Annotated in this window: 13 protein-coding genes and 1 tRNA gene; 11 read left to right on the top strand and 3 right to left on the bottom strand. The window is 63.1% G+C overall.

What is annotated here, in order from left to right:
- Position 1: 1 nt before the first annotated feature.
- Positions 2–922, top strand: a complete 921-nt coding sequence (locus IT350_11950; protein MCC6158755.1) for a hypothetical protein — start codon at positions 2–4, stop codon at positions 920–922.
- Positions 923–946: 24 nt separating this feature from the next.
- Here the strand turns inward: IT350_11950 and IT350_11945 are convergent.
- Together IT350_11945 and IT350_11940 are read right to left on the bottom strand one after the other, a co-directional pair.
- Positions 947–1020, bottom strand: a tRNA-Arg gene (locus IT350_11945).
- A gap of 60 nt (positions 1021–1080) precedes the next feature.
- Positions 1081–2310 carry a hypothetical protein gene (locus tag IT350_11940; GenBank protein MCC6158754.1) on the bottom strand — a complete coding sequence of 410 codons (1230 nt, stop codon included), beginning with the start codon at positions 2308–2310 and terminating at the stop codon, positions 1081–1083.
- 243 nt (positions 2311–2553) lie between these two features.
- Here IT350_11940 and IT350_11935 point away from each other — a divergent pair, with 243 nt between their 5' ends.
- The 5 genes from IT350_11935 to IT350_11915 all read left to right on the top strand — a co-directional run bounded on the left by IT350_11935 (position 2554) and on the right by IT350_11915 (position 9506).
- Positions 2554–3861, top strand: a complete 1308-nt coding sequence (locus IT350_11935; protein ID MCC6158753.1) for an outer membrane protein transport protein — start codon at positions 2554–2556, stop codon at positions 3859–3861.
- The gene (locus IT350_11930) at positions 3858–5498 is read left to right on the top strand and encodes a methylmalonyl-CoA mutase family protein (protein MCC6158752.1); all 1641 of its coding nucleotides are present in this window, start codon (positions 3858–3860) and stop codon (positions 5496–5498) included. The genes IT350_11935 and IT350_11930 overlap by 4 nt, the downstream gene beginning before the upstream one ends.
- A 65-nt stretch (positions 5499–5563) precedes the next feature.
- Complete coding sequence (locus tag IT350_11925) at positions 5564–5971, top strand: cobalamin B12-binding domain-containing protein (GenBank protein MCC6158751.1); 408 nt, start codon at positions 5564–5566, stop codon at positions 5969–5971.
- Positions 5972–6204: 233 nt separating this feature from the next.
- Positions 6205–7311: an acetyl-CoA acetyltransferase gene (locus IT350_11920; GenBank protein MCC6158750.1), complete on the top strand. Its 1107-nt coding sequence runs from the start codon at positions 6205–6207 to the stop codon at positions 7309–7311.
- Positions 7245–9506, top strand: coding sequence for a thiolase domain-containing protein (locus tag IT350_11915; GenBank protein ID MCC6158749.1), 2262 nt, complete (start codon positions 7245–7247; stop codon positions 9504–9506). The genes IT350_11920 and IT350_11915 overlap by 67 nt, the downstream gene beginning before the upstream one ends.
- Here the strand turns inward: IT350_11915 and IT350_11910 are convergent.
- Complete coding sequence (locus IT350_11910) at positions 9448–9864, bottom strand: hypothetical protein (GenBank protein MCC6158748.1); 417 nt, start codon at positions 9862–9864, stop codon at positions 9448–9450. The genes IT350_11915 and IT350_11910 overlap by 59 nt on opposite strands.
- 216 nt (positions 9865–10080) lie before the next feature.
- Between IT350_11910 and IT350_11905 the strand changes: the two genes are divergently transcribed.
- The 5 genes from IT350_11905 to IT350_11885 all read left to right on the top strand — a co-directional run bounded on the left by IT350_11905 (position 10081) and on the right by IT350_11885 (position 14833).
- Entirely contained in the window at positions 10081–10413 is a 333-nt protein-coding gene (locus tag IT350_11905; protein ID MCC6158747.1) for a histidine triad nucleotide-binding protein, read from the top strand.
- Entirely contained in the window at positions 10410–11375 is a 966-nt protein-coding gene (locus IT350_11900; protein MCC6158746.1) for a HEAT repeat domain-containing protein, read from the top strand. The genes IT350_11905 and IT350_11900 overlap by 4 nt, the downstream gene beginning before the upstream one ends.
- Positions 11376–11457: 82 nt before the next feature.
- Entirely contained in the window at positions 11458–12855 is a 1398-nt protein-coding gene (gene amrB / locus IT350_11895; GenBank protein ID MCC6158745.1) for an AmmeMemoRadiSam system protein B, read from the top strand.
- Positions 12856–12982: 127 nt separating this feature from the next.
- Positions 12983–14305 carry a tRNA (N6-isopentenyl adenosine(37)-C2)-methylthiotransferase MiaB gene (miaB, locus tag IT350_11890; protein ID MCC6158744.1) on the top strand — a complete coding sequence of 441 codons (1323 nt, stop codon included), beginning with the start codon at positions 12983–12985 and terminating at the stop codon, positions 14303–14305.
- A 27-nt stretch (positions 14306–14332) separates the two neighbouring features.
- Positions 14333–14833 carry a bifunctional nuclease family protein gene (locus IT350_11885; protein MCC6158743.1) on the top strand — a complete coding sequence of 167 codons (501 nt, stop codon included), beginning with the start codon at positions 14333–14335 and terminating at the stop codon, positions 14831–14833.
- Positions 14834–15008 lie beyond the last annotated feature (175 nt).

Genomic DNA, 15008 nt, shown 5'->3' with positions numbered 1-15008 from the left:
CGTGGACCTGCGTACCCTGCGTTTCGTCGATCATCCGAAAAGTCCGCTGATCGAGCCGCCCGCGCGCGAGTTCGGCTGGCAACACATCATCGCCGACCCGGCCATCGTCACGCCGCGCGATGCACCGGACAAGAAGTGGCACCTGTTCGCGCACAGTCTCGCGGGGATCCATCACTACCTGTCCGAGGACGGCATCGACTGGCGCAAAACGGGCGGGGTGATTTTTCGCGGTCTTCGGCCCTTCATCGTGGCCGAGGACGGCTTCGTGATGTTCTACGAGCGCTACAAGAGCCCGCTGCGCAGCCACATCTGCCTGCGCCGATCCCGCGATCTGGTGACGTGGGGAGAGGAGTACAACGTCCTGACGCCCGCATGGGGCTGGGAAGGTCGCGGGATGTTCACCAACTCCAACCCGTGCGTCGTCCGTCATCGCCACCTGTGGCGTCTCTATTTCTCGGCGTCCTGGGTCTGGCTGAAAAACTGCGGATTCATCGAGCCGCGATACATCGGGTACGCCGAGAGCGGGAATCTGGAAGGGCCCTACGAAAAGTCACCGGAGCCGCTGATTGTGCCATCGGCCGATGTCCCCTGGCGCAACCACGGCGCGGGCAGCATCAAGGTGATCGCGCCGACCAAGCGCGGCGAACCGTGGTTCGCGCTCAACAACGGAATCTATATCGACGGGCAGGGGAAGAACCGATCGGAGATCCGCCTGCTCGAATCGAACGACGGGCTCGCGTGGACCGAGTGCCATCCGGAGCCGATCCTCGCCCCCGAACCGCGGGGGTGGAAGCGCGCCCTCGTCTACGCAATGTGCCTCGTCGAACACGAAGGCGAAACGCGCATCTATTTCAACGCCCGCGATGGTTGGTTTTTCGGGCGCGAACGGATCGGCGTGGCGATCGGCCAACCGCGCGGCTGACGTATTCGTTCGGATCTGGTGCGACGCGCCGGGCGCGATTCGAACGCGCGACCTACGGATTAGAAGTCCGTTGCTCTATCCGGCTGAGCTACCGGCGCATGGGAGTGGCGGCTTCGTATCACGCGCGAATTGACAGCGTCAACGAAGCTCGAACGCCGTCACGGCGTGACGATCAGCGGCGTTTCGGCGGGGGGCGGTGCGTCGTTCTGCCCGGGAACGAATCTTGCCAGCAGCGCCCGGCAGAACGGAATCGACAGCGGCGCGCGCGCCGGATCGGAAATCGCCTTCGCGGTGCCGTATGCGAGGAGCGACAGATCGCGGTTCTCATCAACCGCGAACCACGCGAGATCCATCAGCCGATCGGCGAAGCCCTGCCGTGTACGTTCGTCGAAATAGTCCGCGATGGTCTCGTCGATCAGCGCGCGGACCTGCTCGCGAACGCCGGGCATCAACAGATCCTCGCGCGATTTCGCGTGTTCCGAAATTCGGTGTTGGAAGCGGCGAAAACTCAGCGAATCGATCGACCACGCGGCGGCGATCGGGTGCTCGAACAGGTCCGCCGAACGACCGGCCCGGTTTTCCTGATGTTCGAGTTCCACGGGGCGCACCTTGGCGAGGAACGGGTGCGGTGCGGCAGCCCCGTCGCGCTCGGCGAACTGGGACCGCGCCGTGAGCGCGCCCGCCGGCAGGGCGCTCTGGTCACGCTCGTGCCGACGCACGGCCCGGTCGATCAGCCACAGAGCATCCCTGAGCGCGATGTCGCGATACGCATCGGGCGCTGTTTCGCGCAGATCGCGCAGCATCTTCCGATAGGCGGATCGGGGCACGACGCCCGAATTCTGCTCGACGATGCCGACGCGGTCGTTTTCGAGCACGTGCAGAAAACGCACGCCCGACGGATGTTCCTTGCCGGCGACGACCAGCCGGTCGCCGTTGTGGTCGTGCGGACTCGTCATGCAGGTCGGCTCGAGCGATTCGTCCTCACCCGCGGCGATCTTCCAGCTTCCGGCCTTTTTCGCCGGGATGTACGCGCCCGCGGCCTTGGCCGTGTGCAGAAGCTGCTTGGCGGACTTGGCGAGCGACTTCGACTTCGAATTCTCCGCGATGCCGCGCAACACCTCGAACCGCGCCTTCTGCACGAGATATTCGAGCAGTGCTTCCTGAAACGCGACCGGAAGCGACTCGAGTTCGCCCGGAAGAGCGGGGTTGTCGAGGCGCGCGAGCAGCGGACGTGTATCGTCCAGTTGGCGCAGGAAATCGTCGTCGATGATGCCGTCGTTTTTGGCGTACTCGTCGAGGTTGGCGTCGAAGCGGCCCTCCTGGTTGAGGAGCCGAACCAGCCATTTTGCGCCTTTTCGCGCGCGTTTTTGGTCGTCGAGAAAACTCATGGCGGCGCAGGCTACCCGAAAGGTCGCGTGCGGTAAATGCCCGAGCGATCGAATGACCCAAACGGGATCGCGCAAAATTGACATCCCCCGAACGAGGCGGTAATAACCGTCCGTCGTTTGTTATTCGGATAGATGGGGAACTGGACATTTTCGGGAGCCGTGGGCGCTTTCCGCCATTCTCCCGCCCTGACGGACGGAGCATCGTCCCGACCCATGCGAGCGCGATCATCCGACCCGATTCGTGTGAGCATTTGCGCGGCCGCGCTGATCCTGATCCTATTTGGAACCGTCACCCCGTCGAGCGCCAGCGGATTCTTCACCGGCGAAATCGGCGCGCGCGCGGCGGGGAAGGGCGGCGCGAACTTCGTCGGCGAAGACACGCTGACCGCGGTCTATATGAACCCGGCGGCGCTCTATCGCCTACGCGGCACGAACGCCATGATGCAGGTGGACTTCGACATCCTGCACACCTATTACCGCCGCGAGCCCTATCTCTCTTCGTCGTACAACCGGAATCCCGCCGACTACATCCCGAGCCTCTTCGTCGGGTCCGACTTCCACATGAATCGAAAGCTCTCGATCGCGTACGGCGCGTACGGACCCTACGGCGTCACCGTGCGCTACCCGGACGACAGCGAGGCACGCTACAACTCGCTCGACAACAATGCGGTCCAGGTCAACCACATCGTCGCGGCGGGGTGGCAGCCTTACGACTGGCTGGCCGTCGGCGTGGGGATCGGCGCGACCTCGTTCAAGCTCGAAAACTACTACGGCTTCTCCGTGCTCAAGGACCGCGTCCACAAGTACGACGTCAAGGCGCAGTTCTACGTGACGCGCGATTTCGTGCCGTCCTGGAACACGGGCGTGATCGTGAAACCCGCGCCGTGGTTCGAGTTCGGCGGCTCCTACATCCCGCGATTCCCCAACCTCTTCGTTGAGGGATACATCAAGGCCGACCTGCCCGAGTTCTACGCGGCCATCCTCGGCTTCGGCACGTTCAAGGACGACATCAAGGTCTTCATCGATTACCCGGAGCAGTGGCGTTTCGGCGCGCGTTACATCCACGACACGCTCTTCGACGTCGAAGTCGGCGCGACCTACACACCCTGGAGCCTGATGAAGGGATTCGACGTCGATTTCAAGGAAGAGACGCTGATCGAGGATTTCTTCCTTCCGCTGCTGTGGCACGACACGTGGAGCTACCGCATCGGATCGTCGTGGAATCTCGACGAGCATTGGAGCGTCCGCGCGGGTTACATGTTCGAGGAAGGCGCCGCGCCGCCGGAAACGCTCGGCGCGGGCAGCATCGAAACAGACCGCAATGCGTTCGGCGGCGGATTCTCGGCGAAATGGTTCGGCGTCGAAGTGGACTGGACGTACCAGCACATCTTCCTGGAAGACGCCGAGATTCCGGCTGTGGTGGGCTCCGACAACGCGCTCGACGACGGACGCGGGCGCGTCAAGGGCAATTACGACCGCTTCATCGGGGCGGTCACATTCAACATCGAAAAGATGTATTACACTTACAAGGGTCGAGGGCCGGTCAAATGACGCGGTCGAAAAGCGATTGGATTCGAAGCGTTTACGATCTCGCGAAAAAGCGGGACGAGCGATTCACGACCGTCTCCGATCTCGAGGTCGATCCCCTCTACACGCCGGACGACCTCGCCCAGTTCGATCCCGACCGCGACTTGGGCCTGCCGGGGGAATACCCCTATACGCGCGGCGTTCACCCGACCATGTACCGCGGCCGTCCGTGGACCATGCGCATGTTCTCGGGCTTCGGCACGAGCGAGGACACGAACAAACGCTTCCACTATCTGCTCTCCCAGGGAAGTACCGGTCTTTCGGTCGCCTTCGATTTCCCGACGCTCTATGGGCGCGACTCGGATGACGAGCGCTCGCGTGGCGAGGTCGGCCGTTGCGGCGTCGCGATCGACACGCTCGCCGACATGGAAACGCTCTTCGACGGCATCCCCCTCGACCGCGTGTCGACGTCGATGACCATCAATCCCCCGGCGATCATCCTGCTCGCGATGTACATCGCGGTCGCCGAAAAACAGGGCGTTTCGCCCGACCGGCTGCGCGGCACCGTCCAGAACGACATGCTCAAGGAATTCATCGCGCAAAAGACCTGGATCTTCGCGCCCGAGCCGTCGCTCAAACTCGTCATCGACATCATCGAGTACTGCACGAAGCACGTGCCGAAATGGAACACGATTTCCATCTCCGGCTACCACATCCGCGAGGCCGGCAGCACCGCCGTGCAGGAACTGGCGTTCACGATCGGCGACGGCATCGCCTACGTGCAGGCGGCGAAGGATCGCGGCCTCGACGTGGACGACTTCGCGCCCCGGCTCGCGTATTTCTTCAACGCGCACAACGACTTCTTCGAGGAAATCGCCAAGTACCGCGCGGCCCGGCGCATGTGGGCGCGGATCATGAAGGAGCGCTTCGGCGCGAAAAAGCCCGAGTCGCTGATGCTGCGATTCCACACGCAGACCGCCGGGTGTTCGCTCACCGGGCAGCAGCCGCTCAACAACATCGTACGAACGACGATTCAGGCGCTCGGGGCCGTCATTGGCGGCACGCAGAGCCTGCACACCAATTCGTTCGATGAAACGCTCGCGCTGCCGACCGAAAACTCGGTGCGCGTCGCCCTGCGCACGCAGCAGATCATCGCGGAGGAGTCGGGCGTCGCGAACGTGATCGATCCGCTCGGCGGCAGCTACTTCGTCGAAGCGCTCACGACGCGGATGGAAAATGAGGCGATGGAGTACATCCGCCGCATCGACGAGATGGGCGGAATGCTCAGAGCGATCGAGCGTGGATTTCCGCAAAAAGAAATTTCGAACGCCGCGTATCTGTACCAGCATCAGGTGGACGAGTCGGTCAAGGCAATGGTCGGCGTCAACAAGTACGAGGTGGAAGAGCCACCGATGACGGACCTGCTCAAAATCACCGACGCGGACGAACGCCGGCAGGTGGATCGGCTCGACCGCGTCCGCCGCGAGCGCGACGCCGCGCGTTGCGAACGAAGCCTGGATGCGCTACGAAGTGATCTGTCGGCGGGCGCAAACGCGTTTCCCGCCGTGCTCGAATGCGTGCGCGCGTACTGCTCGATCGGCGAAATCGTCGGTGCGATGAAGCAGATCTACGGAGACTACTCGGACCCCGCGTGGCTGTGATGTGAGCCGACATGGCTCCCATCGAGCCCGCGAGGTTCCGAACCGATTCGTCACGGGAGACCCAGATGGACCGGAAAATTCGAATTTTGATCGGCAAACCCGGCTTGGACGGGCACGACCGCGGCGCTAAGGTGATCGCGCGCGCGCTGCGCGACGCGGGTTACGAGGTCATCTACACCGGCCTGCATCAGACCCCGCGGATGATTATCAACGCCGCGATCCAGGAAGACGTGGACGCGATCGGGTTGTCGATTCTCTCGGGCGCGCACAACTACCTGTTTCCGCAGATTCTGGAGCTCATGAGGAAAGAGGGTCTCGAGGACGTCGTCCTGTTCGGGGGAGGGATCATCCCCGACGAGGACGTGAAGGAGCTCAAGTCGATCGGCGTCAAAGAGCTCTTTCGGCCCGGCACGCGAATTTCCGAAGTCGTGCAATTCATCGAGACGCAGATCCGGCCGATGCTGGTGGCGTGACGCGCCGGCGGGCTCGACCCGAAGGCTTTTTGCGGGCGCCCGGCGCCCGCGCAATTGGGATGTGTGACCGTTTTACGATACCGGTGGGATCGTGACGGTTTGATTTTCGACTTGGGTGCCCGGCGAAACCTTTTTCGCCTCTGATCGTTCCAAATTTCGTCATGATTCGGCCCGCGCATCGGGGTGCGTGTGCGTTCGCGCACGTTTCTCGCGCGGGTGGAAAGGAGAGGTCCATGGGAGTGGCGGTCATGGGAGTCGGGATCTGCGGGTTTACCGCGACCTCGACCGCGTTGTCGTACCGCGAGATGATCGCGAAGGCGGCCAGAATGGCCTACGAGGACGCGGGGATCGGGCTCGACCTGATCGACGGCGCGGTCTCGGTCGAAGAGGACTTGATCTCCGGGTACTCGATCGCCGACGAGTACGTGCCCGACCAACTCGGCGTCGTGCGCAAGCCCGTCTACACCATTCCGGGAGATTTCCTGCACGGCCTTGGATCCGCGGCAATGCAGATCGAGACCGGCCAGTTCAACATCGTCGTCGTGCAGTCCTATAGCAAGGCGTCGAACCTGCTTACCAAGGACGAACTGCTGCGATTCGCCTTCGACCCCATCTGGAACCGGTTCGGCGTCAGTCCGCACTGGCTCGCCGGGCTCGAGATGCGCAGCTTCCTCGCCGCCACCGGCTACGAGGTCGATGATGTGGCCGAGGTCGTGGTGAAGAACCGCGCCAACGCCGTTCCGAATCCCATCGCCCCGTGGGGTGCGATTCTCGAAGCGCGCGACGTGCTCGAGTCGCGGCCCGTGGCGACGCCGATCACTGAGAGCATGATCGCCCGTCACGCCGACGGCGCGGTCGTGGTTGTCCTGGGAACCGACGCCGCCGCCCGCGAGTACGCACGCAAGCCCGTATTCATCTCCGGCACCGGCTGGGGCTCCGGCAACTCGATTCTGGAGCGCCGCGATCACGAGGAGTCGATCGGAACGCGGATCGCCGCGGAACACGCGTACAACGAGGCCGGCATCGCCGATCCCGCCCGCGAGATCGATGCATTTTTCATCTCCGACATCTACGCGCATCGCGAACTGATGCATGGACTCGCGCTGGGTCTCACCGAGTCCGACTCCGTCATCATCAACCCGAACGGCGGCGCGCTCGGCGGCGGGGACCTCTTCGAGGCGACCGGCGGAGCACGTCTCTATGAAGCCGTGACGCAAATACGCGGCGAGGCCGGCGCCTGTCAGGTACCGATCAAGCGCGCGCTTGTCCACGGATGGCGGGGAATTCCGACGGATTCGTGCGCCGTGGCGATCCTCGAAGCCGAAAGGAGGATGTCATGAGCCGCAAAGTGGGAGTGATCGGTGCGGGCATGACCCGTTTCGTGCGTCGCGCGCAGGACTCGCCGGGCGAACTGACCGCGCAGGCCGTGCAGATGGCCCTCGACGACGCGGGCATGACCATCGACGACATCGACGCCGTGTGCCTCGGCACCGCGCCGGACGCCTTCGATGGCGTTCACATGAAGGGCGAGCATCTGATCGCCGGATCGGGCGGGACGAATAAGCCCTATCTGCGCCACTACGTCGGCGGCGGCACGGGCGTGATGAGCCCCATTCACGGGTGGATGCACGTCGCGTCGGGCAAGTTCGACACCTGTCTCGTGGTGTGCGAGGAGAAGATGTCGCCGTGCAATCCGCATCCGGCCGGCGCGTTTCTCACGATCTTCGATCGCGTCACCGAGCAGCCGCTCGAACTGACGCTGATCCATATCTTCGCGCTCGAAATGGCGCGCTTCATGCACACTTACGGATACACCGAGCGCGACATCGCCGCGATCTCCGTCAACAATAAGCGCAATGCGCTCGATCACCCGGCCGCGCAGGTGGCCGAGGACCTGACCGTCGACGACGTCATGAACTCGAAGCTCCTGTCCTGGCCGGTGAAGCGCCTCGACATCAGCCCGACCTCGGATGCCGCGGTCGCGATTGTCATGTCAACGGAACGCATCGCCCGCGCGCGAAAAGCGGCCCCGGTGTGGATCGAGGGCGTGGGCTACCGGCTCGATACCGCATATTGGTGCACGCGCGATCTGGCGTATCCCAACTACGTCGCGATGGCGGCGATGGACGCCTACAAGATGGCGGGGATCGTCGATCCGTATCGCGATATCGACATCTTCGAACCTTACGATCCCTTCGATTATAAGGCCCTCCACCACATGAACGCCCTGCTGCTCGACAAGAGCGGGCGTCGCATGCGGGAAATCTTCGACTCGGGCGGATTCACGCGCGACGGCTCGCATCCGGTTTGCCCGTCGGGCGGCGCGTTGGGGGTCGGCAACCCGATCGCGGCCACCGGTCTGATGAAGATCGCCGAACTGTACTTCCAACTGTCGGGACAGGCCGGCAAACGTCAGGTGAAGAAGGCGGCGCATCGGGGTGTGGCGCAGGCGTGGGGCGACCTGATGCAGGTCGGCACGGTGGTCGTCATGGGTTCCGACGGAGCGACGCCGAACCAACGCACGCTCTGGACCGGAATCGAACCGGGCGATCTCGGCGGCCACGGCCTCAAGTCGCTCGATGGCGTCACGACGGTCGCCGACGCTCCCGACCTGAGCTACTGGTGGGACAACGGCGAGGGCATCACCAACTACCTGGCCGGACTGAAGAACGGCAAGATTCGCGGCTCGTATGACCGGCGCGGCAATCGCATGATGATTCCGGCGCGGACGTTCAGCGAGATCTACGACCTCGCGCCCGCTGGAGGGTATTTCGACCTGCCGGACACCGGCACGGTCATGACCTACACGCTCTCCCACGTCAATTGGGATTCGTCGCCCCTGCCGGACGGTCAGATCAACGTCTTCGCCGTCATCGCCATCGACACGGCGGGCCGGCATATGGGACTCGTCCATCGGCTCGGTGACGTCGACCCGGCGGATGTGAAAATCGGGATGCGCGTGCGCGCGGTCTGGAAACCGGCGGATCAGCGGATCGGCAACATCCTCGACATCGACTATTTTCGCCCAGCCGGCGCCGACGACGAGGCGGCGCAGTTCCCCAAACCGGTCAAGCCCGTGGAATTCCACGCGAAATCGGCCGGAGCGAAGGAAGGCAAGATCCCACTGACGTACAAATACACGACGGGCATCGCCGGTGGCGCGTTCGTGCAGTCGCTCCTGCAGGGAAAAATCCTGGCCACCTGGTCGGAGGCCAAGCAGCAACTGCTCCTGCCGCCCACGACGTTCGACGAATATGAGATGGAATCTCTCGAACATGGAGACCGAACCTGCGAACTCGACGGGGGGGAGGGGTACATCGAGTCCTTCAGCGTCGTATTCGAAGATCGGGGCGGCCACGAACTTTCAGAGCCGAAAATCGTGGTTCAGGTGGGGTTTCCGGGGGTTCAGGGGTCAATTTTTGGCTATTTGGAGCGTTCCGGAGACGAATTCCCGGCCATGGGACAGGAGGTGGAACTCATCGTTCCGCATCAGTGGACCGGCCCGGACGATGTTCGTTTCCGACTGAAAGACTGACAAAATCGGGTCCGGCGAGGTTATCCGGGAACCTCGCCGGACCGAGTGCTGTCTCGTCCTCGGTCACGGCCCCAAAAAACGGCTTGACGTTGCGCGCCGCGTCACGCAGACTGGTGGCGGTCAGGGCGGTGAGGACGAAATGGAAACATTCAGCGTTTGTCAGGTCAAGGGATGCGGCGAAACCGCCATCTCCCGTGGATATTGTCGCCTTCATTATATTCAGTATTGGCGTCAGATTCAGGTGCGCAAAAACGTCGGCGGTGAACGTCTGCGCAATCGCGTCAAGGAAGCCTTGATCCGCGACCACGTCGAAGGGACGGCGAACCGACGATTGCGCGAGGTCCAGCGCCTCGAGCACCTCGACCGCGAAACCATGGACACCATCCTCGGTGAACTCCGAGCCGAACCCCGCGTCTATTTCTGATTTTCGAATCCTCTGCTACGGTGCGCCCGCCGGTGGACGGCATGTGGCGAGCAACGTCGCGTGGTGACGACGAACGTCATTTGAGGAGTGGACTCTGCGGGCGTTCGCGCACACCGCCCCGTTTCGCGAACCTTCTTCGGGGGTACCTCGATGTCCGATTGCATTTTCTGCCGCATCGTCAAGGGCGAATTGCCGTCGAAGAAAGAGTACGACGACGGGGAATTCATGGTCATCCATGACATCAATCCGTCGGCGCCGATTCACCTTCTCGTGATTCCGCATCGACACATCGAGACGTTGATGGATATGTCGCCGGACGATCTTCCCATCGTCGCGCGGCTCCACGCGGTGATTCAGAAGATCGCCGCGGACCGGGGCATTGCCCAGCCCGGGTTTCGCGTCCTGCACAACGTCAACGACTGGGGCGGTCAGAAAGTCTTCCACATCCACTGGCACATCCTCGCCGGGAAAAAATTCGCATGACTCGCCGCGCGATTCGGTCGGCATTCCTCGCGATCCTCGCATTGCTGTCGTTTGCGCGCCCGTCGTTTGCCGAGTGCGCCGCGACGGATGAAGACTGCCTCATCGATGCATTGAAGAAACCGGGGCCCGAGGCGCTCCGCGCGATCATGGCGCTCGGCGAGATCAAATCGGCGAAGGCGGTCGATCCGCTCATCGATCAGTTCAAGAGTTCCGACCAGTACGCAGCGACCGCCGCGGCCCATGCCCTGACGAAGATCGGCGACGCGGCGGTACCCGCTCTCGTCGATGCCTCGACGAGTTCGAAGGCCTCCGTGCGAAAATACGCGGGATACGCTCTGGGACGCATCGGAGGCGGGAACGCACTGGCCGCCGTTTCGCGGCTCGCCAAGGACGAAGATCCCGAGATCCGTGCCCGGGCCGCACAGTCGTTCGCCCTGCTCAAGGACAAGGCGGCCCTGATCGACCTTGTGTCGCTTCTGGAAGACCGGCACCGGTCGGTTCGACTTGCGGCGATTCACGCGCTTTCGCAAATGCCGGATTTCAAGGTCGCGAAACCCCTGATCGACCGAGGGTTGATGGATCTCGATCACCAAGTCTCGGCTGAGGCGGCCGGCGTACTTCTTCAGATCGGCCCGCCGGCGATCGATCCCTTGCTGGCGACGCTTGACGCCTCGCCGGACCACGTTCGCGCCCGGGCGTGTGCGTTGCTGGGGGAACTCGCCGCAAAGTCGACCGACCCGATGGTGAAAAAGCAGGTTCGCAAGCGTCTCCTGCTCGTTCTTAAGGACGAGTACGCGAAACCGGAACTGCGTCAGGCGGCTTGCGCGGGACTGATCCCGATCGGTGACGCCGAGGTGCGCGCCGCGCTCGAAGCCGTAACGGCGAAGTACGCCGGGAAGACCGAAGCCGCGCCGCTCGTTGCGGCGGCGAAATCCGCGCTCGAAAAAATCCCGACTCCCTGATGCCGCCGTCCGCGTAGCCGCGGCCCTGCAAGTCGGCGATCCATTGGCGAATGTGGTATGATCTCCGAATCGGAGGCGCACCATGATCTTCGGGCCGGTCGTCGCGGGGCAATTCTACACCGAAAAACCGGAAATACTCGGCGCCGAAATCGACCGCTACCTTCGTGACGCGAAGGTGCCGAGACCGAAAGGCGACGTCTTCGGACTCGTCAGTCCGCACGCGGGCTACATGTATTCCGGACCCTGCGCCGCGCACGGGTTCAAGGCGGTCGCGGGAAAGCATTACGACGTCGTCGTCGTCATCGGCCTGTCGCACCGGGTTTCCGGAACGCTGAGCGTTTTGGATGTGCATGCCTACCGCACGCCGCTGGGCGAGGTGTCCATCGACCGTGAACGCTCGCGGCGTCTGATCGCCGCGCTGCCATTTGCCTCGGACGACCCTTCGCTCTTTTCGTTCGAGCACTCGATCGAGGTCCAGTTGCCCTTTCTCCAGCGCGTTTTGCCGCCATTTCGCGCCGTCCTGATTTCGATGCGCTCCACCTCCGGCAAGGTTGTCGAGAACCTCGCCGCCGCGCTGGACGAAATCTTCGCCGATGCGAAGGTGCTGTTCGTCGCCAGTTCGGACCTCAGCCATTTTCACGGTTACGACGAAGCGACTCGCATGGACCGCGAAACACTCGCGATGGTCGAGGCGATGGATCTTCGGCGGCTCGAGCGGGAGTGCGAATCCGGCGCCCACGAGATGTGCGGAGTCGGCCCCGTACTTACGCTGCTGCATCTATATCGGCGTCGCGGCGGACGGGACGCGACTACGCTCTGCTACATGAACTCGGGCGATACCTCGGGCGAGCGCGATCGCGTGGTGGGATACGGATCGGTCGCGCTATGGACGCCCGAAGTTTCCGCCCGCGAATCCCACGACGAACTGATGCCGGAAGACGCAGGAGCGCTGCTGGTGCTCGCGCGCGAAACGCTGAATCGTCGCATCGCCCGAGTCGAGGGCGACGGGAAAATCCCTGATGCGATTCCCGAACGTCTCCGCCGTCCAGGTGCCGCTTTCGTGACGTTTTACAAGAACGACGAGCTGCGCGGATGCATCGGCCGAATGCAACCGACCGGTTCGCTGTGGGAGTGCGTGCGGGAGATGGCAATCGCGGCGGCCACCGAGGACCCGCGATTTGACACGGTGCGCGAGGAAGAATTGGCGGATCTGCACATCGAGATCTCCGTGCTCACGACGCCGAGGGACGTGTACGGACCCGGTGATGTCGTGCCGGGGCGCGACGGCCTGATCGTCGAAAAGGGCACCTATCGCGGCCTTCTGCTTCCGCAGGTTGCCGATCGGTACGGTTGGACCGCCGAGGAATTTCTGGACGCCACCTGCCTGAAAGCCGGAATGTCGAAAAACGAATGGCGGCGAGGAGGGGTCCGCATTCAGACGTTCCAGGCGATCGTTTTTTCGGAAGACGACGTGAACTGAAGCCCCTTTTCCGGCGGGGGCGGCTTCCGTATGATGCGCCCGCCGTTCGAACCGAATTTCGGCTCGGCCAGAGGGATTCGTGGAAGGAAAGCCCAAAAAAATCCACGTACGCACGTTCGGATGTCAGATGAACGACTACGACTCCGAACGCATGTACCGCCTGATGGAGCGGGAAGGGTGGGAACGCACGTCCGCCGCGGACGATGCCGACCTGATCGTCATCAACACGTGTTCGGTTCGCGAAAAAGCCGATCACAAGGCCGTTAGCGAGGTCGGACTGCTGCGTCGTCATAAGGAACGCCGGCCGGGCACGCTGCTCGCGCTCTCGGGTTGTACCGCGCAGGTTTCGGGCGCGCGGATCATGAAGCGCATGCCCGAACTAGATCTCGTCATCGGCACGCACGCCATCGACAAACTCCCCGACATGGTGCGCGAGGCGGCGGCCCGGCGCGTCATCAACGTCGAATGGGACTACGAGGGGCTTGTCGATTTCGACGCCATCGCGCCCCGCGCGGAGAGCGGAGAAATCTCCTGGAAGGGGACGCGGGCGTCGGGTTTCGTGGCGATCATGCGCGGGTGCGACAAGCACTGCGCATTTTGCATTGTCCCCCAGACGCGCGGGCGCGAGATTTCGCGTCCGTTGGACGACATCATCGCCGAGGTGCGCACGCTCGTGGACGCCGGCGTTCGCGACATAACGCTGCTCGGCCAGATCGTGAACCGCTACGGCCGCGGCTTCGCTGGGCAACGACCTGTCTTTCACCGACTGATCCGGGCCATCACGCCCATCGAGGGACTCGCCAGACTTCGGTTCACGTCGAGCCACCCGACTTACGTGACTCCCGACCTGATCCGGTGTTTCGCCCAGGAACCGAAACTCGCCCCGCATGTCCACCTTCCGGTGCAGTCGGGATCGGACGCGGTGCTCCGGCACATGAAGCGGGGACACAGGATCGACACCTACATCGAAAAGGTGCGCGAACTGCGGCGAGTGCGTCCCGACATGTCGATCACGACCGACCTGATCGTGGGTTATCCCGAGGAAACGCGCGAGGATTTCGAGGCGACGCTCGATCTCATCCGCGAGGTGGAGTTCGATCAAATGTACGCGTTCAAGTACTCCACGCGGCCGAATACACCGGCGGCGACGGCGGAGGATCGCGTGCCCGAGGGTGAGAAGGCCGAGCGCCTCGCGCGACTTCAGGAGGTCGCGCAGCCGATCATCCTGCGCCGAAACCGCGCGCTCGAAGGCCGAGTTCTCGACGTGATTGTCGAAGGAACTTCGCGAAATGGAACCGACGTTTTCGGACGATCGGGATGCAACCGGATCGTTCATTTCCCCGATCAGGGATTCCGGATCGGCGAGACGATGGAAGTTCGCATCGAAATCGGATTGCCGAACGCGCTGCGCGGCAGCGCCGAGACAACGGGCGCCGCGTCGGCGGGCTGAACGCGCGATGCGGGTAGGGGAGAGATGTTGATCGAGATGGAAATCGCGAGCCTCGGGATCGATCCGGCGCAGAACATGCCGGTCGTGATCCTCAAGGACGTCGCCACGGGCGAGATGGTGCTGCCCATATGGATCGGCGTGCTCGAGGCCACGGCCATCGCCCTGAAACTCGAGTCCGTCGAAGTCGCCCGACCTCTCTCGCACGATCTGATGATGAAAATTCTCGAATCGTTCGGCGCGCGGATCGATCGCGTCGTCATCAACGATTTGCACGACAACACCTACTTCGCCCGGCTCGTCGTGGTCGCGCCCGACCGTGAATTCGAACTCGATGCACGGCCCAGCGATGCGATGGCGATCGCGCTGCGCGCCGGGGCGAAAATCTTCGCGCACTCGAAGGTGCTCGAAAAATCCGGCGACGACGACGAACGCCCCGTCCCCGCGTCGATCGATCCGGCGGATCGGGAGAAGTGGCTCGAGATCCTCGAGAACATGGATCCCGAGGATTTCGGGAAGTACAAAATCTGACGAAAGCGTGACGTCTTCGCGGCGAATATCGTAGGGGGTGTCGCCGCCTGTCCGTAGCGTTAGTAGAAGTCCTGTTCATAAGCGTTCGTAGATGTCCGGTGTGTTGACGACCGGCGAAGCCGGTCGTTTGGGAAACCGGAGGTATCCCTTGGGGTTGTTTCCGACGCCTCAAGGG

Source organism: Deltaproteobacteria bacterium, from assembly GCA_020845895.1.
Classification (GTDB): Bacteria; Lernaellota; Lernaellaia; order JACKCT01; family JACKCT01; genus JADLEX01.
This window is presented reverse-complemented; position numbering and strand designations above follow the sequence as displayed.